The organism is Candidatus Poriferisocius sp., from assembly GCF_965219815.1.
Lineage (GTDB): Bacteria > Actinomycetota > Acidimicrobiia > Acidimicrobiales > Bin134 > Poriferisocius.
In genome coordinates, this window is the sequence record NZ_OZ244791.1 from 2,632,169 (window position 1) to 2,657,202 (window position 25,034).

The following is a 25,034-nucleotide window of genomic DNA, read 5'->3' on the forward strand; positions in this document are numbered from 1 at the left end:
TCCGTCACATGAACGGGTCAATGATCTGGTCCATGTCGCGGCGCATCTTGTCGGGGTCGACGTGAGGCAGATGCCGCCAGCGGTTGAGCAGAGTAGCGGGATCAGCGTTTCTTCGGCGCAGGGGTCGGAGTTCAGCCACGGGCTGTCCCGATTGGGTCACGATGACGTGCTCGCCATCATGCATCTGGTTGATGGCGCTAGAGCAGTGGTTGCACAGCTCAAACGCGGTTGAGGGGGCCACGTCTCAAATCTAATCCGGGGAGCCCTTCAAACCCTGACGAAATTCCGGCAGCGCAGTAATGGCTCACGTTTTGCCGCGCCCAGGCCTTGGCCAATGCGTTGTATGGTTTCAGCTAGGCGGAGTTGGTGGGCCCAGGAGGACGATCGGGATGCAGAGGTTTACGTTCACCCTGGTTGTTGAGGATCGCGATCTCAAGACGGATGAAGTTGTCGACGCGTTGTTCGAGGCAGGCTGTGATGATGCGCTAGTCGGGTCGTCCGAGGGGGTTCAATTCTTGGACTTCGATCGTGAGGCAGGTTCCGTTGAGGAGGCAGTTCGGTCGGCGGTGGCCGATGTGGAGTCAGTTGAAGGACTTAAGTTCGCTCGTCTGGGCTGACTGTGCCCCAGTCAGTGATCCCCAATCGGTCTAGGGGCGACGTGCCGCCACCTGAGGAGGCCACTTCACCCCAGGCTCCGGCAGCGGCCTTCCTTCGGCCAATAGGTGCTCGATGGCCTCGGCGACCACTGCCCGGATGCCGGACTCTGCCGCTTCTCGGTCTGGCTCCAACCAGCTGATCAAGGGAAACCCGTCGCACAAGCCGACCCACTCGCCGTCCTCTTCGGACCACTCAGTCCAGAAACGGTATTGATCAATCATCTTCGAACTCCTCCATCGCCTCAAGCACCCTCAGCACCTGGCGCACCTGGTAGGGCTTCGCCTTGCCCTTGCGGGGCTGGAGAACCAGCAATCTAGGTGGTGCGAGGCACTGTACGACCGCGGGTTCCATGCCGCCGCCTTTTTGCCAAGATCGTCACTTGCATTAGCATATATAGAAATATATTGTAATAGCTAGAAAATATCGCACCCGAAGATCAGGGCGCCCAGGCAATTTGCACAAGCGAGGAGAAACACGGGATGGGCGTGTTCCTGACGGCGGTGACGATCAGTTCGTTCGGGTTGATGATGTTAAATCTGGGGTTGCTGTACCCCTACTTGAGGAACAAGTGGCATCGGCGGCGGTTGAAGAAGGTGCGGGCTGTCGGGCCCGATGGGACGGTGGTCACCAAGGACGACATTCGGCGTGAGCTCATGCGGGATCCCGTGGCTGCTGATTTATTCACCAGCGATGACACACCTGATGACGTGGCCCGGTACCTGTTCTTGGAGGCTGAGCGGCGGGCGATGCTGCGGAAGTGCAGTCGGCTCGACGACGATGAGAACGACTTCTTCGCCCCACCCCGCCGCTCCGGCCCCGATCCCGGCTTCCGGGGCTGCAATGAGTTGTGATGTCTCCGAAGCACGGACTGGAGTACCGAGAGGGCCTGCCGTGGAATTGCTGAGGACCAGCACCGATGGCGCTTGAGCAAGACCCCAACCAGCAGCCGGATGACTTCGATATCCGGATCTTGCCGGAGATGGCGGGAGGTGTTTGGGCGAACTTCGCCAGAGTCAGCCACTCACCCTACGAATTCACCTTGGATTTCGTGCGGCTGGATTTCACGACTGCGGACCCCATTCAGGGGGTTCTTGTGCAACGGGTCAACATGTCGCCTCAATTTGTCGAGCAGCTCATCAAGGTGCTTGACGCTAACCTCACTTTGTGGGCTTCGATTGTTGTGCCCACGGAGATGCGATGGTTGGAGGAGGAGCAAGACGATGAGTAGCGAACACGACGAGAGTTGGGTGCTGAGCGAAGAGGAGGTTGAGGTATCCCTCTACCCTGGTCAGCCGCCACGCCGGTATCGACTGCGAATGATCGCGGACCCGTACCCCAAGCCGCGCCACATAACTGGCGTCTTGCCGGAAGGATACTTGGACTACGGGCGCTTGGCGGTGGTCCCACACCGCTGCCGTCGGCCCGGTCCCGGCTCCCCGGACTCCGAAGAGCAGTGATCTGCCCCCTTCGTTGACAGGCCGCTACTCTCCCTCTGGCAGTTGACCGAAGGGGAGCTATCTACGCATGTATCCGGGACAGCACGCTCGTACTACGCCGGACAAGGCGGCGCAGATCATGGCTGGTACGGGGGAGGTCACCACTTACCGGGAGCTGAATGAGGCGGCTAACCGGCTGGCACAGCTGCTGCATGACCGGGGGTTGCGGGAGGGCGACCACATCTGCATCTTGGCGGAGAACAATCGCCGGTATTACGAGGTGTTCTGGGCGGCGATGACGTCGGGGCTGTACTTCACCACCATCAACCGCTATCTGTCGCCGGAGGAGGCGGCTTATGTGGTGAACGACAGCGGGTCGAGCGCGCTGATAACCACCCTGGCGATGGCCAATACTGCTTCGCAGATGCTCGACCTCATTCCCGACTGTCGGCACAGGCTGATGATGGACGGTGCCGTGGACGGCTTTGAGTCGTACGAGGATGCCGCCGCGGCCATGTCGTCTGAGCCGCTGTCCCGGCTGCCCAAGGGCGAGGTGATGCTGTACTCGTCGGGCACCACCGGTCGGCCCAAGGGAATCAAGCGCCCTCTGACCGGCGTGGAGGTACACGATGCCAGCCTGTCGGGCATCGGCATGCTTGAGCAGCACCTGCTGGGCATGGACGAGAACTCGGTGTACCTGAGCCCGGCGCCGCTCTATCACTCCGCCCCGCTGATGTACAGCGCCGGAGTTCACGAGCTAGGCGGCACGCTCGTGATCATGGACCGCTTCGACCCCGAGCGCTTCTTGGCCTATGTCGAGCAGTATTCGGTGACCGACACCCAGATGGTGCCCACCATGTTCATCCGCCTGCTCAAGCTGCCCGAGGAGGTTCGCAACCGCTACGACCTGTCGTCGTTGAAGATGGCGGTCCACGCCGCCGCGCCCTGCCCGGTGCCGGTCAAGGAGCAGATGATCGAGTGGTGGGGTCCGATCATCCAGGAGTACTACGCCGCCACCGAGGGCAACGGGCTGTGCTTCATCGGTGCCGAAGACTGGCTCGAGCACAAGGGGTCGGTGGGCAAGGCGATGATGGGAGTCCCCCACATCTGCGACGACGACGGCCGCGAGCTCGGCACCGGGGAGCCGGGGGTGGTCTATTTCGAGCAGGAAACCCCAACCTTCGAATATCACGACGACCCGGAGAAGACAAGAGAATCCCGCCATCCCCAGCACGACAACTGGTCCACGGTGGGCGACGTCGGATACCTCGATGCCGACGGCTACCTATACCTCACCGACCGGGCGACATTCATGATCATCAGTGGCGGGGTCAACATCTACCCCCAGGAGATCGAGGCCTGTTTCGCTCTGCACCCCCAGGTGGCCGACGTAGCGGTGTTCGGCCTGCCCGACGACGAGATGGGGGAGTACGTCCACGCGGTGGTGCAGCTCGAAGACGGCGTAGAGCCGTCCGACGAGCTGGCCGAGGAGTTGCGGGCCTTCGCCCGCCAGAATTTGGCCGGCTTCAAGGTGCCCCGGGTGGTGGACTTCCGGGCCGAGTTCCCCCGGCTGCCCACCGGCAAGCTGTACAAGAAGCCGCTGCGCGAGGAATACCTGGCCCGGCAGTCCTAGCCGCCCGGCCTCTTTGGCCACCACACTCCCGGTTCCAGCCGGAATTACCCCGAAAGTTAGAGTAGGCAGATGGCCTACACCGACGACGCGATCCGGGACCTGACCCGCCGGGTCTTCGGTCTGTGGCAGGACAACACCACCGATCTGGCCCCTGATGTGATGCGCCAGTCGGTAGACGCCTACCTCGACCAGGAGCGCTTCGAGTACGAGGTGGAGCGCATCTTCAAGCATCTGCCCTTGGCGCTGGCCCTCAGCTCGGAGCTTCCCGCCCCCGATACCTACAAGGCCATGGACGTCATGGGCGTGCCGGTGCTGCTCACCCGGGGCGCCGACGGTGCGGCCCGGGCGTTCCTCAACGTGTGCCGCCACCGGGGGTCGCCGCTGTGCGAGGCCGGGTCGGCAGGGTCGGCTCAACGGCTGAGCTGCCCCTACCACGCCTGGTCGTACGACACCGCCGGCGACCTGGTGGGCATGTTCGGCGCCCACACCTTCGGCGACGTCGACCGCGACCACCTCTCCCTCACTCCACTGGCCTGTGCCGAGAAAGCCGGTTTCGTGTTCGCCAGCCTCACCCCCGGCATCACCTTCGACATCGACGCCTTTCTGGGCGACTTCGGTCCCTATGTCGCCGCCCTCGACCTCGATCAGTGGCACATCTTCGAGCAGCGCACCCTCGACGGCCCCGGCTGGAAGGTGGCATGGGACGGCTACTTGGAGGGCTACCACCAGGAGCGGCTCCACCCCAAGACCGTGGGGCTGAACACCATCGGCAACCTCATGGCCCACGACACCTGGGGGCCGCACCAGCGCATCGTGTTCGGTCGAAAGTCGCTGCCCAAGCTGGTGAACCAGCCCGAAGATGAATGGGACCTCGACGAGCACATCCGCCTGATCCACTCCATCTTCCCCAACGTGTCGATCTCCGGGATTCTGGGCGACTACTGCCTGCTGAGCCAGCTGTTCCCCGGTCCAACGGTAGACACCAGCCTCACCATCCAGACCGTGCTCTGCCGCCACGAACCGTCCACCGATGATGAGCGCGAGACAGCCGAGCAGTTCAGCGCCCTAGTGCTTCAAGCGGTGCGAGATGAGGACTACTGGGTGGGCTTCCAGATCCAAAACGCCCTCAAGAGCGGCGCCACCGCCGAGGTGCTCTTCGGTCGCAACGAGCCCAGCTTGCAGCACTACCACCACGCGGTGGAGCGCTACGCCGAGCTGAGCGTGGACCGAGACAGCTAAGAGTGCCGGGCAGCTAGCCTCCGCTGCCCAAAAACACCAGCTAGGTAATACTCAGCATCCGGTCGAGGGCGATGCGGGCGTCGGCCGCAATATCCGGCTCCACGGTGATGCGGTTGCGGACCCTGTCCTCAACCAGGCCCTCCAGCGTCCAGGCCAGATGGGCGGCATCGATGCGGAACATCGTCGAGCACGGGCAGATCAGCGGGTCAAGCGACACCACCGTTTTGTCCGGAGTCTCATCGTTCAGACGGTTCACCAGGTGGATCTCAGTGCCCACCCCGATCACCGAACCGGCTGGAGCGGCAGCCACCGCCTTGATGATGTAGTCGGTCGATCCCACCTGGTCGGCCACCGCGCACACCTCCCGGCTGCACTCGGGGTGGACCACCACGATCCCATCGGGATGCTCGGCCCGAAACGCAGAAACGTGGTCGGGCTGGAACCGCTGGTGTACCGAGCAGTGCCCCCGCCACAGCAAAAGCACCGATTCCTTGCACTCGGCCTCGGTCAGCCCGCCCAGCTCGAAGCGGGGATTCCACACCGCCATGTCGGTCTCGTCGTATCCCATGTCGAACCCGGTGTTGCGCCCCAGGTGCTGGTCGGGGAAGAACAGCACCTGATCGCCCCGCTCCAGCGCCCACGTCAAAACCGCCCGGGCATTAGACGAAGTGCAAACCGCCCCGCCGTGGCGGGCCACGAACGCCTTCAGGTTTGCGGCCGAGTTCATGTAGGTGATGGGCACCACCCGGTCGATGTCGGTCACCCGGGCCAGCTCCTCCCAGGCCTCTTCCACCTGATCGATGTCAGCCATGTCGGCCATTGAGCAGCCCGCGTTCAGGTCGGGGAGCACCACCTGCTGATGGTCGCCGGTCAAGATGTCGGCCGACTCGGCCATGAAGTGGACCCCGCAGAACACGATGTACTCGGCCTCGGGGCGCTGTTGGGCCAGCACCGACAGCCGGAAGGAGTCGCCGCGGGCATCGGCCCAGGCCATCACCTCGTCGCGTTGGTAGTGATGCCCGAGAATGAACAGCCGGTCGCCCAGGGTTCTCTTGGCGTCGCCAATCCACTCCGCCAACTGCGGGGGCGATGCCGTTGTGTACCGCTCGGGGAGCGGTCGCTGAACGCGCAACATGTTTTGGGAACCTCCGTGAGGTACGGGAACTCCAATTAACGGCCGGTGGGGACAGCCAGGTCGCCTCGCCACGGGGATGTCGGCCTCAGAATTCGATATGTCGCCGGATACCTGGCCGGCGTTAAAAATATTACCTGTCGCTAATACAGAATCAAATGGCAAGAGTCGGGGTCTGAAGCGAGGGCAACCGCCCGCCGCCTGGCTCGTAGGATGGGAGGAGCATGTTGAACCGCCCGCCCCCCGGCACCATTCCCGACGCCGCGGGCTCGTACCAGTTCAAAGACCGCCACGGGCGGCTCATCTACGTGGGCAAGGCGAAGAGTCTGCGGTCCCGGCTGGGCAGCTACTTCCAGAACCCGGCCTACCTGCCACCCCGCACCGCTCAGATGGTGGCTGAGGCCGAATCGGTGGAGTGGATTCAGGTGGACACCGAGGTGGAGGCGCTGATGCTGGAGTACAGCCTCATCCAGCAGCATCAGCCCCGGTTCAACGTCCGCTACCGCGACGACAAGAGCTACCCGTTCTTGTGCGTGACCATGGTGGACGAGTGGCCCCGGGCCATGGTCATCCGGGGCCGCAAGAAGAAGGGCAACCGCTATTTCGGCCCCTACGGCCACGCCTACGCCATTCGAGAGACCCTCGACCAGCTATTGCGCACCTTCCCCATCCGCACATGCAGCGACAACAAGTTCAATCACCACGCCCGCCTCGGCCGCCCGTGCCTGCTGTACCACATCGAGAAGTGCGCCGGACCGTGCGTAGGCGAGGTGGAGCGGGAGCGCTACGACGAGATGGTGGACGACCTGTTGGCCTTTCTGGGCGGCGACACCGACGAGGTGGTGAAGCGGCTGGAAGACGACATGGCCCAGGCTTCGGCCGCCCTGGAGTTTGAGCAGGCCGCCCGGTGCCGGGATCGGCTGGCCACCGTGCGCAAGGCCATTGAGGGCCAAGAAATGGTGGGGGGCCGCTCAGAGGACTACGACGTGGTCGGCCTGGTGGACGACGAGCTGGAGGCGGCCTGCCAGGTATTCTACGTCCGCAAGGGCCGGGTGATGGGCCGCCGGGGCTTCATCGTGGACAAAGCCGGTGATCTGGGCCGCGATGAGTTGGTGAGCCGGGTGCTGGAGCGACTTTATTTCGAGGAGAACCCGTTGGGCAGCCCCAAACAGGTGCTGGTTCCCGACCTGCCCCACAACCAGGAACTGTACGAGGAGTGGCTGCGGGAGCAGCGGGGGTCCAAGGTGGCCATCGCCGTGCCCCAGCGGGGGACCAAGCGCAAGCTCCAGGAGACGGTGGCCCGCAACGCGGCCGACGCCTTCGCCCGCCACCGGCTCAAGCGCAGCACCGACCACAACAGCCGGGCCCGGGCCCTCAACGACCTCCAGGAATGCCTGAGCCTGCCCGAGGCCCCTCTGCGGATCGAGTGCTACGACATGAGCCATCTTCAGGGGTCCGATTACGTGGGCTCGATGGTGGTGATGGAAGACGGGCTGCCCCGCAAGTCGGAATACCGCCGGTTCAAGGTGCGAACCGTGGGGGGCAACGACGACTACGCCGCCATGGAAGAGGTGCTCACCCGGCGGCTCACCAACTACCTGGACGAGCGCGATCGCCCGGTGGAGGAGAAGGGCAAGTTCGCCTACCCGCCGCAACTCCTGGTGGTGGACGGCGGCAAGGGGCAGCTCGGCGTGGCCGAGCGGGTGCTGGCCGAACTGGGCCTGGACGGGGAGATCTTCCCCGCGGGGCTGGCCAAGGAGTTCGAGCAGGTGTTCGTGCCGGGCCGGGCCGCTCCGGTGGAGATCCCGAGGCCTTCGGAGAGCCTGTACCTGCTCCAGCGCATCCGGGACGAGAGCCACCGCTTCGCCAACGACTACCACCGCCAGCTCCGGGGCAAGCGGATGACCCGATCCTCGCTGGACGGCATCGCCGGCCTCGGCCCCACCCGCCGAGCCCGGCTGGTCAAGGAGATGGGCGGGGTGCGGGCGGTGGAGCGGGCCTCGCTCGACGACCTGCTGGCCCTGAGCTGGCTCCCTGATGCGGTGGCCCATTCGATCTACGAGAAGCTCCACGGCCCACGAGCGGATCGGTAGCCTGAGGTCGTGGCCGAGTTCGTGGTGATCACCGGGATGTCGGGAGCGGGCCGGTCGCAGGCCGCCAACCATTTTGAAGACCTGGGCTGGTACGTGGTCGACAACCTGCCCCCCGCACTGGTGCCCAAGGTCCAGGAGTTTGCCGATGCCCCCGACAGCGGCATCTCCCGAGTGGGCCTGGTGCTGGGGCTGAACCTCTACTACGAGGATGTTGCCCCCGCACTGGTCGAGCTCAAGGAATCAGCTCAAGGGTCGGTGCGCATACTCTTCCTCGACGCCTCCACCCCGGAGCTGGTGAAGAGATTTGAGAGCACCAAGCGCCGGCATCCGTTCTCCAGCGTCCCGCCGATGGGTGTGTCCGACGCCATCGAGGCCGAGCGGGAGTCTCTGGTCAACTTGCGCAGCCAGGCCGACGTGGTGGTGGACACCTCCGAATACAGCATCTACCAGCTCAACCACTTCATCGACGAGGTGTTCGAGCTGGACGCCGGACCGGAATCGATGACCACCCGGATTATGTCTTTCGGCTTCAAGCACGGCATCCCGCTCGACGCCGACCTGGTGTTGGACTGCCGTTTCCTGCCCAATCCCCACTGGGTGGAGGAGCTTCGCCCGCTCACCGGTCAAGACGAGGCGGTGAGAGACTTCCTGCTCAACGGCCAGCCCATGGCTGAGACCTTCCTGCAAAAGACCGAGGACCTGTTGACAATGTTGGTACCCGCCTATGTGCGGGAGGGCAAGTCGTATCTCACAATCGCCTTCGGCTGCACCGGGGGCCACCACCGCTCAGTATTTGTGGCCGAAGACATCAGCCGCCGACTCATCGAGAGCACAGATCTCGGCGTCCGCCCCCTCGTCGTCCACCGAGACATCGACAAATAGCCCGGAGAGGCAGCAGCACCGGGTTCAGGTGGCGTCCCCGTTCCCATATTTCGCCACCATTGCTTCACTGGCGTCCCACAGCCTGGCCCCGTTGTCGGGGTCGGCGGCGCTGTCTGAAACCGCCTTGCGATTCATCAGGTGGAGGTACATCCCGGTGGATGCTCCTGCTTCTGGTGCACAGCAGAGATAGACGATGGGTGCCATGGCCTTCTCGGGGGACCGGAAGAACAGCCGCAGCGCCGGGTTGACGATCGGCTTCAGCAGCGCGGGCGCGTCTCGGGCGATCTTGGTGGACACGCCTCCAGGGCACAGCGCGTGCACGGCCACCTCAGGGTTCTCGTGCGGGTTCAGGCGGCGCGACAGCTCGGTGGCATAGGTGCTCAACACCAGCTTGCTGAGCCCGTAGTGCCGCATGCTCTCCTTGATCCCGTATTCGGCGTATTCGCCTAAGTCTTCGAATTCGATTGCCTCATAAGACCGGTGCGATTCCGACGAGACGAACACGATTCTCGGTAGCTCTTCGCCAGGGCCCGCGGGGCGGATGACGCCGTCCTTCAGCCACCGGTCGATCATCACCCGCTTGGACAGGAAGTGAACGGCGAACATGGTGTCGTACCCCTGTGGGGTCTCCCTCGCAGTGGGAGTCATCAAGCCGGCGTTCATGAGAGCGATGTCGATCCGGGCGCCCCTCCGTTGGAGCTCATCGCAACAGTGATGCACCGAGCGGACATCGGCCAGGTCCACCTCCACCATCTCCACGGTCTCCGAACCCGACGCCTCTTTGATCTCATCGCAGGTCTCGTTGTGGCCGGGGCGGCAGGCCAAGATCATGTTTCCGCCCCGCCGAGCCAGCTCGATGGCCGCCGCCCGCCCCAACCCGCTGTTCGCCCCGGTCACCAAACACGTCTTGCCATCGATCCGCACGTCGTCGGGAACCGGTTCGACATCGGGGGTTCTCAGATTGCGGAAGTCGCGAACCGCCCCGGTGATCGCGTTGACCACGGTGCGCTTCTTTGGTGCTTGGCTCATGGCCAACGGTACATCGTTGCTCGATGGCCGCTTCGCGCTGGTTGAGCCTGGCTTGGCCTATTCGAATGGACCTATTCGAATGGAATCGCATACGCCTCTCGGTACGCTGCGAAAGTCTCGTCCATGACCGGCTCGCTCAGTCCGAAGTGCTCAAGTTGGTAGTGGTGCTTTCCGAAGCGGTTCTGGGGGTTCGCGGCCACGTACTGCTCGGCCAGCGCCCTGGCTTCGTCGTTGAAGTCGATTCCCGCCACCTCGTAGATCCGTTGGAGCTGGGCAATTGGGTCGCGCACTAAGTCGTAGTAGGAGACATCCACGAATCGCTCGCTTGGCGCCTCGGCTCGGGTTGTCATGGCCCACTCAACCATCCGGTGCGTCTTATGGCACCAGTGCCGCCCGATTTCGATGGGGTCCACCTCATCGCTGAACATGCCCCGGCCGTGGGCCACCATGCTGCAAAAGGAGGTGACTGCGATGCGGGGATCGCGGTGGGTCTGCACCACGGTGGCACCGTCGAACACCTTGAGGAAGACGTCCAGGTACTCCAGGTGGTGCGGGGTCTTGAGCACCCAGGCGCGGGCCGGTCGCGGCCAGGTAAGCACCTTCAGGACCCGGCGGAAGTACTGGTAGGTCGCCGTATGGTCTTGTTCTGCCAGCCAGTGGGAATAGCTCGGCACGTGCAAGATGGCCTCGGCCGACTGGCTCATGAAATTGAGATCGAGGAGCAGCACGTCTTCTTCGGGCTGCTCGCGGTCGATGGGATGGACCGCCATGAAGTCAGGGGCTAGGTAGGAAATGGTCCGCTCGGCCAGCACCGCCCTCCTCTTGCGAGACCGCTCGGCGCGTTCGGCGGTCTCAGCCGCCGTCACTGGCAACAGCGCTTCATTGCCGGAGATGCCGCGGATTTCCAGGTTGGAATACAGCAGGCGGTGCAGCAACGTTGTGCCGGTGCGCTGCAACCCGGTGATCATGACGACGGTGCCGAGGTCGGTGTCGTCTATCTCAGGGTGCCGCTTGAGCAGGTCCTGGATACGCAAGCGCTGAACCAGTGCGCTGGCCAGCCTCGATTTCTGAACAATCAGACCGGTTGGAGTAAGTCGAGCTTCGTCGTTGATCGAATCCACGAGCACTTGCAACGCCTCCAAGTGCCCATCGTCGCCGAAGTCGGAGAGCCCGGTTTTGCGCCTTGCGTGCTTGATGAGCTTGTTGACCTCTAGGCGGTCTGGGAGTCCAAGGCGCTGGCCGGCGCGGCCGAGCCGGTTGACGGCTCGGATCGGGATCGGCCGATAGGGGTTCTGGTAGTCCGTGGAAGTCAAGCCGCTAGTCCCGCAGGCTGCTCAACGGCACCACCCGGCACTGCGGCTGGGGAGTCTCGGCGGCCCGCACCCATCGGAACGACATGGTACCGAGCGAGTGGCCTGCGGTTTCGATCCAATTGGGCAGGCCGGGATCCTCATGGGCCACGATCAGGCGCACCGACCCATCGGCTTCGTAGTGGGCCAGATGGCTGTTGGTGTGGATCGTGAAGTGGCGATAGTCCAGCGATTCCATCCAGTAGTTGCTGAGCTGGAAGTTCCAATACTCGCACTCCGGGGGAGTGGCCTCAATCACTAGGGCCTCGTCGGGCCCCAGCGCCCAGTGGCTGTGGTAGTAGGTGATGTTGGGATCGCCGCCGGCGTTCAGCGACACGTCCGGGTCGAACTGGGGAAGCTGGTTGCTGTGCTTAGAGAAATCACGGGCCCACTTGGTGAAAAGCAGCGGCGCGCCCATCACCAGCGCCCCCACATTCTTCAACCCGTCATCCAAAGCCTTTGGCGTGAGGTGAGAGGGTTGGCGCTCTTCGGGGGCGCAGTTGATGCGCTCGATGGCCAGCTCGGCGGGGATCTCCGTATTGCGGTCGGCAAAGGTCTGGCGCACCACCAGCGTGCCGGTCTCGGGCGTCATCGGCAGCCAGTTCCCCTGCTGTGGGGTGCTGCTCAGGATCAGCTCGAAGCGCCCGTCGGCGTCCATCTCGATCTGATCGGCTTCGATGTGCCCTGTTGGGGGCAGGCCGCCGCCCTGGCCGTAGTTGCCCGATTGGGTTCCGATGCTCAGGTAGGCGATGTTGTTGCGCCGCCCGGTGATCTTGTAGTCGTAACTGCCGTCCAACGCCGCGGTGTAGTAGTAGTTGTCGGGGTTGTCGGCGCCCAGCTTGGTGGTCTCGTTGGCCACGCGGTGCATCACGGGGGCTTTGGGGTCGGCGTGCTCGATGAACGCCATCAGCCCGGCCCGGGCGAGCCGGCTCAGGTGCCGGTAGCCCTCCGCCTGGCTGAACGGATCACGCGGCGCGCCGGGGAAGTTCATCGCCGCCCCCGCTGCCTTCAAGGAATCGCAGAACTCCTCCCACGCCTTGCCGCTCACCACCCGTTGTTCGGCCACATCGTCGAGCGTCTTGCCCCGCATCTTCCGAATGAGAAGGGAGACCCGTCGAAACGCACCGAGCAGTCGAATGGCAAGCCGTCGCATGGCGATTGTCTAGCGACGGACATGGCCCAGCGGCAACATGGGTCCGGCACACCGCGGTGTCGTTGAACCATGATGGTCCGGTGAGATTCGGCCTGCTCCTGACCTCGGTTCATGGCCGGTCGGTGCCCGCGCCTCAGCAGATTGCCGAGCACCACGAGTTGATATCAGTGGCCGTGGATCATGGGTTCGACCTGGTGGTGGCGGGACAGCACTTCGCGGCCCCGACGCTGCGCTACCTCCAGCCCATCCCGTATCTGACCTCGGTGGCCATGCAATTCCCGACGGTCAGCGTCGCCACCGGCATCCTGCTGCTGCCCCTGCACCATCCCCTCACCATCGCCGAGGAGATGGCCACCATGGACGCGGTCACCGGCGGGCGGGCGATCATGGGCGTGGGCATCGGCTACAGCCAGGAAGAGTTCGACGCCTTCGGCATCGACCGCACTACCCGAACCAAGCGGTTCGAGGAGGCGGTGGAGATCATCCGAGCCCTATGGACCGGCCAGCCTGTGACCGACCAGGGCCGGTTCTTCCGGCTCGACAGCGTGGAGGTGTCCACGCTGCCGGTCCAGCAGCCTCATCCCCCGATCTGGGTCGGGGCCCAGGTGGAGGCATCGGTTCGGCGGGCCGCCCGGGTGGGCGACGCCTGGTACGCCGCGCCGTTCCCCACCCACCGAGAGCTCATCGACCTCTACCAGGCCTATCTGGATGAGCGAACGGCTCACGGCAACCGGGCGCGGGCCGCCATCCCCGTGCGTCGGGAGGTCTACATCGCCGACAGCCCTGCTGAGGCCGAAGCGGCGGTGGCCGCGGGGGCGTCGTCGCGCTATGGCACGTATCGCTCTTGGGGGCTTGACGTGGACGACGGCATCGGCAAAAGCGATTGGCTGGAGAACCGCTTCGTGCTCGGCAGCCCATCCGATGTGGCAGAGGGGCTCTCTCAGCTCATGGACCAGGTGGAGCACTCCCACTTCGTCTACAAGCCGCAATGGCCCGGATACGACCATGCCCACGCCCTCGCCCAGCTCGAGCGGTTCGGCTCCGAGGTGATCCCGCTATTGTCCGGCTGACATCGAGAGCCCCTACCACCGAAAGCCCCAACTACCGAAAGCAGAGCCCATGGGATCGGACAACACTCCCTACCGCGGTCCAAAGATCGGTCTCTGCTTGCCCTACGAGGGCCCAGCCACAGCCCAGGACATCGTCGATGTGGCGCAAGCGGCGGAGTCGGCCGGTTTGGACTCGGTGTGGGTGGGCGACCACATCGCCTTTCCGGTGGAGTTCGCCTCGCAGAACCCGACGATGGCCGACGGGAAGTACCCCTATCCCACCGACAACCCCCGCCTTGAGGCTCTGACCACCTTGGCCTTTGTGGCCGGGGCGACGTCCTCCATCAGGCTGGCGGTGAATGCCTGCGTGCTTCCCCAGCGCAATCCAGTGGTCGTCGGCAAGGCCGTGGCCACGCTCGACTACCTGTCGGGGGGAAGGGTGATCTTCGGGGTGACCCTCGGGTGGCTCCGCGAGGAGTTCGACGCTCTCGGTGCTGACTATGGCCGTCGTCGGCAGTTGCTGGAGGACGGGATCGAGATCCTGCGGGCGCTGTGGGAGCAGGACCAGCCCTCCTATGACGGGGAGACCCACTCGTTTTTACCCCTGAACATGAAGCCCAAGCCGGTGCAGTCGCCGGTGCCGATTCTTGTGGGCGGCCACTCCCGGCCGGCGCTCCGCCGGGCCGCCGCGGTAGGGGACGGTTGGCTGGCGGCGCGGATGACCCCGGACGACTTGCGGGAACACGTGGGCTTTCTACGAGAGGAGCGAAAGCGGTCGCCGCGGGCCGATCAGCCCTTCACCGTGGCCACCAACTGCCCGGCCGCAGTGGGAAGCGGCCCGGCCGGAGTGCTCGATCTTGCCGATAGCGACGCCACCCAAAGCATGCTGGCAGCGCTGGGGGAGGCCGGGGCCGATGTGGTCAACATGGTCGTGGTCTCCTATGACCCCGCCGAGACCCGAGATGCGGCCCACGCCCTGGGCCAGCACTCCCACTCAGCCCAATAGGGGCACTCAGGCCGTGCCCGCCACCCCGGCCTGGATCATGGCGGCGATCTCCTCGGGGCTGTAGCCCGCTTCGGCCAGGATCTCCTCGCTGTGCTGGCCCAGCACCGGGGGAGGCCCGGCAATCCCGCCGGGGGTGTCGTGGAGCCCGATCACCGGACCCAGCTGGGGGATCTCCCCCAATGTGGCGTGCTCCACCGATTGCACCAGTCCGGCCTGCTTCACCTGGGGGTGGTTGAGGATCTGCGAGAAGGTGTGGACCGGCCCGAACAGCGCCCGGTGCTGGTTGAACGACTCCTCCCACTCCGCACTGGTCCGGGTGATGAAGATGCTTTGCAGGTATTCAGTGAGGTCGGCGCGGGCGTCCACCCGCTGCTGGTTGGTCAGATAGCGCTCGTCGGCGGCCAACTCCGGCTCTCCGATGGCCCGGCAGAAGCGCTCCCACCCGTCGGCGCCGCCCCACACGCCGGTCACCACGTGGCCGTCGGCGGTCTGGAACGCCTCATAGGGCACCACCACGCTGTGGGCGCTGCCGTGGCGCTCGGGATCCTCACCGTCCACCCAGTGCGAGGCCAGCCGGGTGGTGAGCGACGACATCAGGGCGAAGAGCATCGACACGTCGATGAGCTGGCCCTTGCCGGTTTGCTGTCGGGCAAACAGGCCGAGCATGGCGGCCTGGGCGGTGACCAATGCACCGGTGAAATCGGCCATCGGTACCCCCACCAGGTTCGGGCCCCGATCAGGCTCCCCGGTCACCGACATGACCCCCGAAACGGCCTGGACCACCGGGTCGGTTCCCGGATAGGGGGCCAGCGGACCCTCTGGTCCGAAGGCGGTGAGGGAGATGTACACGATCTGGTCGTTGATGGCCGACAGGGCGTCGTAGCCGATGCCGATCTCGTCGGCCACGCCGGGCCGGTAGCTGGTGACCACCACGTCGACGGTGGCCACCAGGCGATGGACCGCCTCGAGCCCCTCGGGATTGCGCATGTCCAGCGCAAGGCTGCGCTTGCCTCGATTCCAGATGAGGAACAGCGCGCTCTCTCCGTCGATGAATGCGGTGCCCACACCGCGGGCGCCGTCGCCGTGGGGAAGGCTCTCCACCTTAATGACGTCGGCCCCGTAGTCGCCCAGAATCATGGTGCCGTAGGGGCCGGCCATGTGGCGGGTGAAGTCCAGCACCCGGATGCCGTCGAGGGGCTTGGTCATGCCTGGCCTCCCGACAGGTCTTCTCCGACGAGCTTGTCCAACCCGATTTCGGCCAGGACCTCGGCGGTGTCGGCACCCAGTTCAGGAGGGGGCGGCAGATCGGACAGATCGGGCTGGGCCGCCTCGTTCGGGTTCGAGGAGAGCTGCACCGGTGAGGCGGCCATTTGAACTCGCCCTCCGGGAAGCTCGGTTCCCCGGAGCACCCGGTTGACGGCGGCGTGGTCGCTGCTGACCGCCTCGTCGAGGGTGAGTATGGGGGCGAACGGTATCTCGGCTTCGTCGAGAAGGCGGTTCCAGTCGTCGAAGGTGCGCTGACTGATGGCCTCGGCGATCAGCGGGAACTCGTCGTCGTATCCGAAGTCCATGCTGTGGGTCCACTCTCCCCGCGCCCGGAGTTGGTGTAGGTCGGTGAGGTCGCAGAACCGCTCCCAGGCCACCTTCTCCAGCGGGCAGATGAGCAGGGCGCGGTGGTCGGAGGTGGCGTACATGGCATAGCGCGATCCCAACGAGCGGTACTCGTGCCAGGGCTCGTCGTTGTTCACCCAGGTATTCACATCGCGCCAGTTCCACCACAGTGCGGTGTTCCAAATGGAGGTGTGTACGAACTGGGGTCCGCCACCCCGGTCTCGCTTGACGATGGCGGCCAGCACCCCCATGGCGCCGAAGACCCCGGCCAAAAGCACGCCGGCCGAGCGCCACCCGACTCTGGTTTGGGGCTGGCCGTCGTTCCACTCCACCTCGACCCGCCCGGCCAGAGCGTCCATGTTCTGACCGTGGGCCTTGTACTCGGCCCACGGTCCGGCCAGCCCGTAGCCCGAGATCACGCAGTACACCAGTTGCGGGTTGGCCTCGAGCAGGGTGTGGAAGTCGAGCCCTCGGCGAACCGCGTCCTTGGGACGGGCGCCGACGATCACCGCGTCGGCCCAGGCGGTGATCCCGGCCACCACGTCGGGCCAGTGGGGCGAGCGGGTGCTGATTGCGATGCTGCGGGTGCCGGGGTTGAGGGCGAGGTGCAGATCGCTGACCCCGGCGATCTTGGGATCGTTGCCCCGGTTGCCGTCGCCCTGAACCGGGTGTTCGACCTTGATGACGTCGGCACCCATCTCCACCAGCAGGTGCGAGGCCAGCGGCCCCGACATGTGGGTGGAGAAGTCGACGATGCGCAGCGGCTCCGGCTGGGTCATTGTGCGGTCATCCGAGGATGGCCAGGATCTGGCGAGACTGGCACAGCAGGGTGCCGTCTGGCGCCCAGATGTCGAGGTCCCAATCCAGGTAGCCGCCGCGCACCAGCCCGGTGCGCGACCGCAGCAGCACCATGTCGTCGGCCTCTGCCTGAGACAGGTCGGCCCGGAAATAGGTGGTGTGGTCCAAGGTGGCGGTGGTGTACATGCGGTCGAGGCGCACCCACCAGCCCATCATCCCGATATCTCCGATCATCAGCAGACCGGGGGCGTCGATGGGGCGGGCCTGGGCGAAGCCGGCCCATCCCACCCGCTCCATGGGGCCGTCGGGCGCGGTGAATGGTTTCGGTCCGAGGCGGTCCTGCATGACCACGTTGTCGCCGTACGGATAGGCGAATTCGGGCACATAACCGTCGGTCTCTCTTCCCGGTGTGGGCGGGGCCACCTCGGGCATGGGCAGCTCGTCGAACTCGGGGCTGGGCCGGTCGGTGGCGAAGCTGGCCAACGCGGTGGCGATCAGTTTGTTGCCCTGCACCACCCGGGCCGCAGTGCTGATGAGCGTGCGGCCCGTGCGGAGCACGTCGGTCTGCACCTCGTAGTCGCCCTCGCCCGGCGCTCGCAGCAGATGGGCGGTGAACGACAGCGGGCGGTACTGGGCGTCGGTGACCATGGCCGCCAGTCCGGCCATCAACTGCGCCTCCACCAGCCCGGCAGGCACACGGCCTGAGGCCATCCACGACGGGGGCGTGGAGGTGAGAAAGCGCCCGTCGCCCAGTGGCGTGTGGGCGATGGCCTCATCGAATGATGCTGCGGTCACATGGCCCCCAGTGCCTCGGCCACCTCGTCGGCCACGGGGGCCAACGAGGCAGGGATGTCCTCGACGGGCATGGGCGGGACTTCAGCCAGCGCCGGTATGACCTCGCGTCCCATGGTGTCGAGATAGTCGATCACCTCGTCGATGGCCATTTGGGGCCATTGGGGCTTCACCACGAACGGATCTATAGGCAGCTCTCGAGCCACCTCGGTGAAGTGGTCGATCACCTGTTGGGCCGTGCCCACCGCCACCGAGTGCTTCACCTCCTCGAAGAAGTTCGTCATAAGCGCTTCCTCGTCCAATATGTCGAGTTCCTTGCGGGCGTAGGCGAGATATCGCTCCTTGCTGACATCCACGAACCTGGCTCTTGCCTCCTCGTTGGTGGCGCCCACGAAAGCGTTGCGCCGCAAGGGCTGATGGCCCATCGGCTTGCCCCGATCTGCAAATCCCGCGGCCATGATGCCCAAGCGGACCCGCATCTCATGGATGTCGTACTCCGGCGGGATGATGAACCGGTCGCCCACTCGACCCGCCCGCCGGGCGCCCTTGCGGGAGTGCGCTCCCATCCAAATGGGGGGATGGGGCTGCTGCACGCACTGGATGTGGGGCGTGGCTCCCTGAATCTGCCAATGCTGGCCGTGGTAGTCGAAGTCCTCCATGGCCCAGCACAGCTTCATGATGTCGAGGCACTCGTCGAACAGGCTTACCCGCTTGTTGAAAGGGACGTTCATCAAGTCGAATTCTTCAGTCCGATATCCGAGCCCTAATCCGATATCGAGGCGACCTCGGGTGACGATGTCGAGGGTGGCCAGCTCCTCGGCCAGGATCACCGGGTGGTATTTGGGGACCAGCAGCACGGTGGTGGCCAGCCGCACGTGGTCGTCGATTTCTGCTGCCAAGCGGGCCAGGAGGGGAACCGGCTGGAGCCAGCGCAGGTCGCCGTACAAGAAGTGCTGCCCGATCACGAAATGGCTGAGGCCGTTGCGCTGGCCGGCCTCCACTTGGCGCAGGATGCCGTCGAACTGCTCGATGGGGTCTACCTCGCGCGGCACGTCGCTGATGATCATGCCGAACTGCATGGGATCCCTTAGACGTCGATGCCGTAGAGCTCGGCGGCGTTGTCCTGGAGCACGCGGCGGCGGACATGGGGATCGACGCCGGCCAGAACCCGGGTAAAGTGCTCTCGGGCGCCCGGGAACAGGCACGTCGGATGGGGGACGTCGGTCTCCACCAGCACGTTGTTGACCCCGACGTCTTCAATGAGCTTGGCCGGGGCCGACCGCTCGAACCAGAACATGACCCAGATGTGGTCGTTGAAATACTCCCGGGGGCGGCGGGTGTTCAGGGCCAGCTCGTGGGCTTCGGTGACCATCTCGTCGTACTGGTACTCGAGGGCTTCGAGGATGAAGGGAACCCAGCCGATGCCGCTCTCGGCCGAGACGACCTTGAGGTTGGGGTAGCGGTCGAACAGGTCGCTCATGCAGAGGTTGACGATGATGCGCACGTTGCTCATGTACATCTGGGTGGCGTGGATGGCGAGGCGACGCTGGTGGTCGAATTGCCCCCACCAGGTGTTGGGGGCCACGGGAATGGGCCGGGGCAGGTCGTCGGGGCCAGCCTCGCCGCCCACCCGGGCCTGCTGGAAGCGGGCGCCTCGGATGCTCTCCATCTCGGCCCGGCTCATGCCGGCGCCGATGTGGAAGTTGGCCACCGCTCCCGACTGGTTGAACAGGTCCCACATGGGGGCGAAATAGGGTTCCCACAGCTCGGGGAGGCCCACCATCTCGGGCTTGTCGGAGAGGGTGAACCCGGTGATGCCCTTGTCCAACAGCCGGGTCATCTCCGCCACGGTGAACTCCATATCCCAGATCGGGAGCATGGCCTGGGGGAACAGTCGGCCGTTCGACTCGTGCTGGATGTCGACGAAGAAGTCGTTGTAGATCTCCAAGACCATCCGTCGCTGCGCCAGATCCTCGATGGCGAAGACGTGGTTGGAGGAGAAGCCGACGCCGTTGGGGTAGAGGATCTGGGCATGCACCCCGATCTCGTCGCAGAGTTCGAGCCGCTCCTTCACTGCCCAGGCGCTGGTGTCGATGACGTCGAAGGGCTGGACCACGTGGCTGCCCAGGATCTTCTCCTGGCCGGTTTGGATGGTGTTCCCGCCGGTACTGGCCCACAGCTCGCCGTCCAGATACCAGGCGGTGACGCCGTCGACCGTCTTCTGCACCGGCACTCGGTGGTGCATGGCGGCGGGGGCCCGGGCCGTCCACAGCTCGGGCGGCTCGGTGAAATGGGAATCGCAGTCGATAATCTTCAGGCCGTCTAGCGGGTCATGTGCGTTCATGGCGTTCTTTCCTTGCTGCGACGGCTAAATCGATCATCGTAAATGGAAGAGTTCTTGCTCACGGGGGTTTCAATGGGAGTGCTCGATGGAAGAGTAGCGGTCATAACCGCTTCCGGTTCAGGCATGGGCCGGGCCGCGGCCAGGCGCATGGCCTCCGAGGGCGCTCATGTGGTGGTGGCCGATCTTCGCGCCGAAGCCGCCGCTGAGACTGTGGCTTTGATCGCCGATGCGGGGGGCGCGGCGAGCGCCTTCACCGTTGATGTCAGCGATGTGGCTCAGATTGAAGAGCTGATGGCCGAGGTCGGCTCGACTCACGGCAAGATCGACGTTCTCTACGCCCACGCCGGCATACCCGGTCCGGCCGGGCTCAACATGAGCGAGGCCGACTACGAAGAGACCGCGGCCATCAACATGAAATCGGCCTTCTTCACCGTTGCCCGGGCGGTGCCCTTGTTGGAGGCGTCGGGCAACGCGTCAATCATCCTCACCGCTTCCACATCCGGGGTGGTGGGCTCACCGTTCTCGCCGCTGTACTCGATGACCAAGGGGGCAATCGTGACGTTCGGCAAGTCGCTGGCTCTGGCCCTAGCCCCCAAGGTTCGGGCCAACGTCATCTGCCCCGGCCCAGTGGACACACCCATGCTTCCGCTGTTCTTCGGACGGGATCCCGGCACCGACGTCAAACCCCTGATGAAGGAGTCTCTGGAGACTTCGGTGCCCTTGCAGCGCCCATCGCAGCCCGAGGAGATCGCCGAAGTCGCGCTGTTCTTGGCCAGCGATGCCAGCAGTTTCGTGACCGGGGTCGCACTCCCGGTTGACGGCGGCTACCTGGCCCGATGACCCAGTGAGTGCCGGAAGGTTTATCGGACAGCGGGTTCTTCGCAAGGAGGACCGGCGGCTCACCGCCGGTAGGGGTACCTACATCGCCAACATGGAGGTGCCGGGCATGCTGCATGCCCGGTTCGTGCGCAGCAGCGTGGCCCGGGGGCTGGTTCGAGGCATAGGCACCGAAGCGGCCAAGGCCCACCCTGGGGTAGTGGATGTACTGACCGCGGCGGAGTTGAATCCGCGGGCCGGCCCGATGTTCGCGGCCCTGATCGGCGACCAGGTGCCCTACCCGCCCCTGCGGGCCCTGGCTGAAGGTGACGTCCGCTATGTGGGCGAGCCTGTCGCCATGGTTGTGGCCGACACCCCTTATGCCGCTTGGGATGCCGCTGAACTGGTTGAGGTGGACATAGAGACGCAGACGCCAGTGATCGGAGCTCAGGTCGCCTTGGAGAACAACGTTGATTTGGTCCACCCCGAACGCGATTCCAACGAGGCCCAGTCGATGCCGCCTACCGACCCGCCGGAGCTCGATGGGGTGTTCGAATCGGCCGCCCATGTGGTGACCCGCAGGTTCACCCAGTCGCGCGCCACCAACGCGCCGATGGAACCCCGCGGCATCATCGCCAGCTGGACGCCGTTTGCCGACACCCTCGAAGCCTGGGTGTCGTCGCAAAATCCCCATGAGTACCACGTTCACTTTGCCAACCTGCTCGGGGTGGCCCATCACCAGGTTCAGGTGCGTATGGGCGATATCGGAGGCGGGTTCGGCCAGAAGATGATGGTCACTCGGGACGAGGATTGCATCGTGCTGGCCAGCCGGCATCTGTGCCGGCCGATCAAGTGGATCGAGGACCGCAGCGAGAACCTGATCGCGGCCAACCAGGCTCGAGCCGAGGTGCTAGACGTGTCGATGGCGCTGGACGCCGATGCCCGGATCCTGGGGTGCCGGGTGCGCCATGTAGAGGATGTCGGTGCCTATGCGGTGGGCGGGCACAGCAGCGCATCGGGCAACCTGGCCCGGTTCTTCCCCGGCCCGTACCGCGTTCCGCTCTACGGGTTTGCCAGCCGGTCGGCCTACACCAACACCGTAGGGCGGGCGGCCTATCGAGGGCCGTGGCTGAGCGAGACCACCGCCCGAGAGCAGATGATCGACCATGTGGCCCGCGAGCTGGGTATCGACCCATTGGAGCTGCGGCGCCGCAACACGGTTACCGCCGACGAGCTTCCCTACACCACCGCCACCGGCATGGTGTATGAGAACGTGTCGTTGCAGGAGTGCCTGGACCAGGCCGCCCAGATGGTGGACTACGACGGGTTCCGCCAGCGCCAGCAGGAAGCCCGGGCCCAGGGCCGTTACCTCGGTTTGGGCATCAGCTCTTATGTGGAGCCCTCGGGCATGGCGTGGGCATCGTTGGCCACCGAGCAGGTGACCATCCGGATCGACCCCAGCGGCATCGTGCGAGTCTTCATGGGCAGCGGCGACCACGGGCAGAGCCTGGCCACCACCATGGCCCAACTGGTGGCCGAGCATCTGGGTTGCGCGCTGGACGACATCGAGTTCGTGCAGGGCGATACCGCCGCCACCCCTTTTGGGGCCGGCACCGGCGGCAGCCGATCGGCGGTCATCGGGGGCGGGGCGGCCATCGGCGCGGCCCGCGAACTGCACGACAAGGTGGCGGAGATTGCCGCCCACCTCCTGGAGGCCGCCGCAGCCGACATCGAGGTGAGCGATGGGGTGGCCTCGGTGGCCGGCACCCCTGCCCGAAACATCACGCTGGGCGAGATTGCCGGGATCGCCTACCGCAGCACCGACCAACTCCCTCCGGGCATGGAACCGGGGCTCGAAGCCAGCAACCGGTATCAGCCGCCCAATGTGTTCACGTTTTCCAATGCCACCCACATCTGCATCTGCGAGGTGGACATCGAGACCGGCCTGGTGTCCCTGGAGCGCTTCGTGGTCAGCGAGGACTGCGGCCGCATGATCAACCCCATGGTGGTGGACGGCCAGATAGCCGGCGGCGTAGTGCAGGGCATCGGCGGCGTACTGTGGGAGAACATGGCCTACGACGACCAGGGCACCCCGCTGGCATCCACCTTCATGGACTACCTCATACCCAGCGCCCCCGAGCTGCCGCCCATCGAGTGCGGCCACATCGAGACTCTGTCGAACACCGAGGGCGGATTCAAGGGAATGGGGGAGGGGGGCACCATCGGCGCCCCCGCGGCGGTGGCCAATGCCGTGGCCGACGCTCTGGCCCCGCTCGGCGTGCAGGTGGACACATTCCCCCTTGGGCCACGCGAAGTGTTCGAGCTCATCCAAAGAGCTCAGCAATGAGCAGGAGCATCTCCATCGGCAGCGGGTCGGCCTATTCCACCGATCGGCTGGACTGGGCTCAGGAGCTGGCCGACAGCGGCCTGGTGGATTACATGGGCTTCGACTGCCTGGCCGAGCGGACCATGGCGCTGGCCCAAGTGCGCCGCCTTGATGACGAGACCGCGGGCCACGATCAGCGAATCCCCGAGCTCATGCGCCGCTTCACCGGCTTTCTGCGTCGCGGCGGAAAGATGGTGGGCAACTTCGGCGCGGCCAATCCTGCCGCCGCGGCCGACGACGTGCTTCGGGGGCTGAAGCTCAACGGCGTCACCGGCGTGAGGGTCGGGGTGATCCACGGCGACGATGTGCTCGACCATGTGCTCGACCAAGATCTAGAGCTGCCCGAAATGGGGGTGACCGCCCAGGCCATCGCCGCCCAAGTGGTATCGGCCAACGCCTACATCGGCGCCGATCCCATAGTGGAGCTCCTAGACGAGGGCGCACAGTTCATCCTCGGCGGCCGTATCGCTGATCCGTCGCTCTACGTGGGGCCGATCGCCTATGAAATGGGCTGGGCGCTGTACGACTGGGAGAAGATGGGCACCGCAACCCTGGTGGCCCATCTTCTGGAGTGCGGCACCCACGCCACCGGCGGGAATTACGTGGATCCGCCCTACCGGGTGCTGGACGACATCGTCCACCTCGGCTTTCCCCTGGCCCAGGTGAGCGAGGACGAGCTGATCATCACCAAGCTGGAGGGCACCGGTGGGGCGGTGGACATCGGCACCATGAAGACGCAGTTGGCCTACGAAATCCACGACCCGGCGGCCTATCTCACGCCCGACAGCACCGCGGACTTCTCCCATGTGTGGGTGGAGGAAGTGGGTCCAAACCGGGTGCGGGTCGGCGGTGCCTCGGGCCGCCCCCGCCCTGACACTCTCAAGGTGCTGGTGGGGGTGGACCAGGGGTGGAAGGTGGTGACCGAGATCTCCTACGGCGGCGCGGGCTGCGTGGAGCGGGCCCAGCTGGCCGCGGAGGTGGTGGCCAAGCGCCTGGAGCCCTACCAGCCGGGCATCGACGAGCTCCGCTACGACCTCCACGGTATGAGCGCCCTGTTCGACGGCCAGCTTCCCGGTGGCGACCCGGCTGAGGTGCGGCTTCGCATCGCAGCCCGCTGCGATGATCGGGAGACGGCAGACGCGGTGGCTTTCGAGGGGCAATTCCTGTGGATGGGACCGGCCGGGGGTGGCGGGGTCACCACCCAGATGGCGCCGGCCATCGGGGTCACCCCGGCGCTGTTGCCCCGTGAGGATGTGAAGCTGATCACCGAGGTCATCGAGGCATGAAGCTGCGGGAATTCGCCTACAGCCGCTCCGGCGACAAGGGCGACATCGTGAACCTGTGCGTGTTCGTGTACAACGACGACAACTGGGACGTGCTGCGGCGCGAGCTGACCGTGGAGAAAGTGCGGGACATATTCGGCAGCCTGGTCAATGGCGAGATCACCCGCTACGAACTGCCCGGCACCAAGGGCCTGAACTTCGTGATGACCGAGGCGCTCGGCGGGGGAGTGTCCATGAGCCTCCGAACCGACCCCCACGGCAAGTCCTATCAATCCCTAATCCTAGAAATCGACATCGACGCTGACGAAGAGATCAAACCCCGCCTCGGGTAGAAGCCCCGGCTGGC

Annotated in this window: 25 protein-coding genes; 13 read left to right on the forward strand and 12 right to left on the reverse strand. The window is 65.2% G+C overall.

Translation table 11 applies throughout. The features are described from left to right. Window positions 1-4: 4 nt before the first annotated feature. A complete protein-coding gene (locus tag ACOQPI_RS12640; protein ID WP_420619984.1) occupies window positions 5-241 on the reverse strand; it encodes a type II toxin-antitoxin system Phd/YefM family antitoxin in 237 nt (78 codons plus the stop codon). Between the two features lie 148 nt (window positions 242-389). Between ACOQPI_RS12640 and ACOQPI_RS12645 the strand changes: the two genes are divergently transcribed. Further along, window positions 390-617, forward strand: coding sequence for a hypothetical protein (locus tag ACOQPI_RS12645; RefSeq protein ID WP_420619985.1), 228 nt, complete (start codon window positions 390-392; stop codon window positions 615-617). Window positions 618-647: 30 nt separating this feature from the next. Here ACOQPI_RS12645 and ACOQPI_RS12650 read toward each other — a convergent pair whose 3' ends face one another. Together ACOQPI_RS12650 and ACOQPI_RS12655 are read right to left on the reverse strand one after the other, a co-directional pair. Further along, window positions 648-878, reverse strand: a complete 231-nt coding sequence (locus ACOQPI_RS12650; RefSeq protein ID WP_420619986.1) for an antitoxin HicB — start codon at window positions 876-878, stop codon at window positions 648-650. Beyond that, complete coding sequence (locus tag ACOQPI_RS12655; protein WP_420619987.1) at window positions 871-1,008, reverse strand: hypothetical protein; 138 nt, start codon at window positions 1,006-1,008, stop codon at window positions 871-873. Before ACOQPI_RS12655 ends, ACOQPI_RS12650 begins: the two co-directional genes overlap by 8 nt. Before the next feature lie 128 nt (window positions 1,009-1,136). Here ACOQPI_RS12655 and ACOQPI_RS12660 point away from each other — a divergent pair, with 128 nt between their 5' ends. The 4 genes from ACOQPI_RS12660 to ACOQPI_RS12675 all read left to right on the forward strand — a co-directional run bounded on the left by ACOQPI_RS12660 (window position 1,137) and on the right by ACOQPI_RS12675 (window position 4,965). After that, entirely contained in the window at window positions 1,137-1,508 is a 372-nt protein-coding gene (locus tag ACOQPI_RS12660) for a hypothetical protein (protein WP_420619988.1), read from the forward strand. 65 nt (window positions 1,509-1,573) lie between these two features. Continuing rightward, complete coding sequence (locus tag ACOQPI_RS12665) at window positions 1,574-1,885, forward strand: DUF3467 domain-containing protein (protein ID WP_420619989.1); 312 nt, start codon at window positions 1,574-1,576, stop codon at window positions 1,883-1,885. A 296-nt stretch (window positions 1,886-2,181) separates the two neighbouring features. Beyond that, complete coding sequence (locus ACOQPI_RS12670; RefSeq protein ID WP_420619990.1) at window positions 2,182-3,726, forward strand: acyl-CoA synthetase; 1,545 nt, start codon at window positions 2,182-2,184, stop codon at window positions 3,724-3,726. Window positions 3,727-3,795: 69 nt separating this feature from the next. Beyond that, a complete protein-coding gene (locus ACOQPI_RS12675; protein ID WP_420619991.1) occupies window positions 3,796-4,965 on the forward strand; it encodes an aromatic ring-hydroxylating oxygenase subunit alpha in 1,170 nt (389 codons plus the stop codon). 40 nt (window positions 4,966-5,005) lie between these two features. Here ACOQPI_RS12675 and nadA read toward each other — a convergent pair whose 3' ends face one another. Next, complete coding sequence (gene nadA, locus ACOQPI_RS12680; RefSeq protein ID WP_420619992.1) at window positions 5,006-6,100, reverse strand: quinolinate synthase NadA; 1,095 nt, start codon at window positions 6,098-6,100, stop codon at window positions 5,006-5,008. A gap of 221 nt (window positions 6,101-6,321) precedes the next feature. Between nadA and uvrC the strand changes: the two genes are divergently transcribed. Together uvrC and rapZ are read left to right on the forward strand one after the other, a co-directional pair. Then, on the forward strand, window positions 6,322-8,190 hold the full coding sequence (uvrC, locus tag ACOQPI_RS12685; protein WP_420619993.1) for an excinuclease ABC subunit UvrC: 1,869 nt from the start codon (window positions 6,322-6,324) through the stop codon (window positions 8,188-8,190). A 9-nt stretch (window positions 8,191-8,199) separates the two neighbouring features. Beyond that, window positions 8,200-9,072: an RNase adapter RapZ gene (rapZ, locus tag ACOQPI_RS12690; RefSeq protein ID WP_420619994.1), complete on the forward strand. Its 873-nt coding sequence runs from the start codon at window positions 8,200-8,202 to the stop codon at window positions 9,070-9,072. Window positions 9,073-9,096: 24 nt separating this feature from the next. Here the strand turns inward: rapZ and ACOQPI_RS12695 are convergent, their stop codons facing one another. The 3 genes from ACOQPI_RS12695 to ACOQPI_RS12705 all read right to left on the reverse strand — a co-directional run bounded on the left by ACOQPI_RS12695 (window position 9,097) and on the right by ACOQPI_RS12705 (window position 12,603). Continuing rightward, on the reverse strand, window positions 9,097-10,101 hold the full coding sequence (locus ACOQPI_RS12695; protein WP_420619995.1) for an SDR family NAD(P)-dependent oxidoreductase: 1,005 nt from the start codon (window positions 10,099-10,101) through the stop codon (window positions 9,097-9,099). A gap of 71 nt (window positions 10,102-10,172) precedes the next feature. Then, complete coding sequence (locus ACOQPI_RS12700; RefSeq protein ID WP_420619996.1) at window positions 10,173-11,414, reverse strand: sulfotransferase family protein; 1,242 nt, start codon at window positions 11,412-11,414, stop codon at window positions 10,173-10,175. Between the two features lie 4 nt (window positions 11,415-11,418). Then, a complete protein-coding gene (locus ACOQPI_RS12705; protein WP_420619997.1) occupies window positions 11,419-12,603 on the reverse strand; it encodes a DUF1214 domain-containing protein in 1,185 nt (394 codons plus the stop codon). Window positions 12,604-12,683: 80 nt separating this feature from the next. Between ACOQPI_RS12705 and ACOQPI_RS12710 the strand changes: the two genes are divergently transcribed. Together ACOQPI_RS12710 and ACOQPI_RS12715 are read left to right on the forward strand one after the other, a co-directional pair. Further along, the gene (locus ACOQPI_RS12710; RefSeq protein WP_420619998.1) at window positions 12,684-13,673 is read left to right on the forward strand and encodes an LLM class flavin-dependent oxidoreductase; all 990 of its coding nucleotides are present in this window, start codon (window positions 12,684-12,686) and stop codon (window positions 13,671-13,673) included. A 49-nt stretch (window positions 13,674-13,722) separates the two neighbouring features. Continuing rightward, window positions 13,723-14,658 (forward strand): LLM class F420-dependent oxidoreductase, encoded by a 936-nt coding sequence (locus ACOQPI_RS12715; RefSeq protein ID WP_420619999.1) that lies wholly within the window; start codon window positions 13,723-13,725, stop codon window positions 14,656-14,658. 6 nt (window positions 14,659-14,664) lie between these two features. On the opposite strand, the gene ACOQPI_RS12720 is transcribed toward ACOQPI_RS12715, so the two are convergent. From ACOQPI_RS12720 to ACOQPI_RS12740, 5 genes are read right to left on the reverse strand one after another with little or no spacing between them, the layout of a single operon-like run. Next, complete coding sequence (locus tag ACOQPI_RS12720) at window positions 14,665-15,864, reverse strand: CaiB/BaiF CoA transferase family protein (RefSeq protein WP_420620000.1); 1,200 nt, start codon at window positions 15,862-15,864, stop codon at window positions 14,665-14,667. Beyond that, on the reverse strand, window positions 15,861-17,048 hold the full coding sequence (locus tag ACOQPI_RS12725) for a CaiB/BaiF CoA transferase family protein (protein ID WP_420620001.1): 1,188 nt from the start codon (window positions 17,046-17,048) through the stop codon (window positions 15,861-15,863). The genes ACOQPI_RS12720 and ACOQPI_RS12725 overlap by 4 nt, the downstream gene beginning before the upstream one ends. A 7-nt stretch (window positions 17,049-17,055) precedes the next feature. After that, window positions 17,056-17,862 carry an acyl-CoA thioesterase gene (locus ACOQPI_RS12730; RefSeq protein WP_420620002.1) on the reverse strand — a complete coding sequence of 269 codons (807 nt, stop codon included), beginning with the start codon at window positions 17,860-17,862 and terminating at the stop codon, window positions 17,056-17,058. Then, window positions 17,859-18,938, reverse strand: a complete 1,080-nt coding sequence (locus tag ACOQPI_RS12735) for an LLM class flavin-dependent oxidoreductase (RefSeq protein ID WP_420620003.1) — start codon at window positions 18,936-18,938, stop codon at window positions 17,859-17,861. The genes ACOQPI_RS12730 and ACOQPI_RS12735 overlap by 4 nt, the downstream gene beginning before the upstream one ends. 8 nt (window positions 18,939-18,946) lie before the next feature. Further along, complete coding sequence (locus ACOQPI_RS12740; protein ID WP_420620004.1) at window positions 18,947-20,203, reverse strand: amidohydrolase family protein; 1,257 nt, start codon at window positions 20,201-20,203, stop codon at window positions 18,947-18,949. A gap of 72 nt (window positions 20,204-20,275) precedes the next feature. Here ACOQPI_RS12740 and ACOQPI_RS12745 point away from each other — a divergent pair, with 72 nt between their 5' ends. From ACOQPI_RS12745 to ACOQPI_RS12760, 4 genes are read left to right on the forward strand one after another with little or no spacing between them, the layout of a single operon-like run. Continuing rightward, on the forward strand, window positions 20,276-21,043 hold the full coding sequence (locus ACOQPI_RS12745; protein WP_420620005.1) for an SDR family NAD(P)-dependent oxidoreductase: 768 nt from the start codon (window positions 20,276-20,278) through the stop codon (window positions 21,041-21,043). Between the two features lie 4 nt (window positions 21,044-21,047). Then, entirely contained in the window at window positions 21,048-23,366 is a 2,319-nt protein-coding gene (locus ACOQPI_RS12750) for a xanthine dehydrogenase family protein molybdopterin-binding subunit (RefSeq protein WP_420620006.1), read from the forward strand. Further along, window positions 23,363-24,691, forward strand: a complete 1,329-nt coding sequence (locus ACOQPI_RS12755) for an acyclic terpene utilization AtuA family protein (protein WP_420620007.1) — start codon at window positions 23,363-23,365, stop codon at window positions 24,689-24,691. Before ACOQPI_RS12750 ends, ACOQPI_RS12755 begins: the two co-directional genes overlap by 4 nt. Next, window positions 24,688-25,020, forward strand: coding sequence for an AtuA-related protein (locus tag ACOQPI_RS12760; RefSeq protein WP_420620008.1), 333 nt, complete (start codon window positions 24,688-24,690; stop codon window positions 25,018-25,020). The genes ACOQPI_RS12755 and ACOQPI_RS12760 overlap by 4 nt, the downstream gene beginning before the upstream one ends. Window positions 25,021-25,034: the final 14 nt, after the last annotated feature.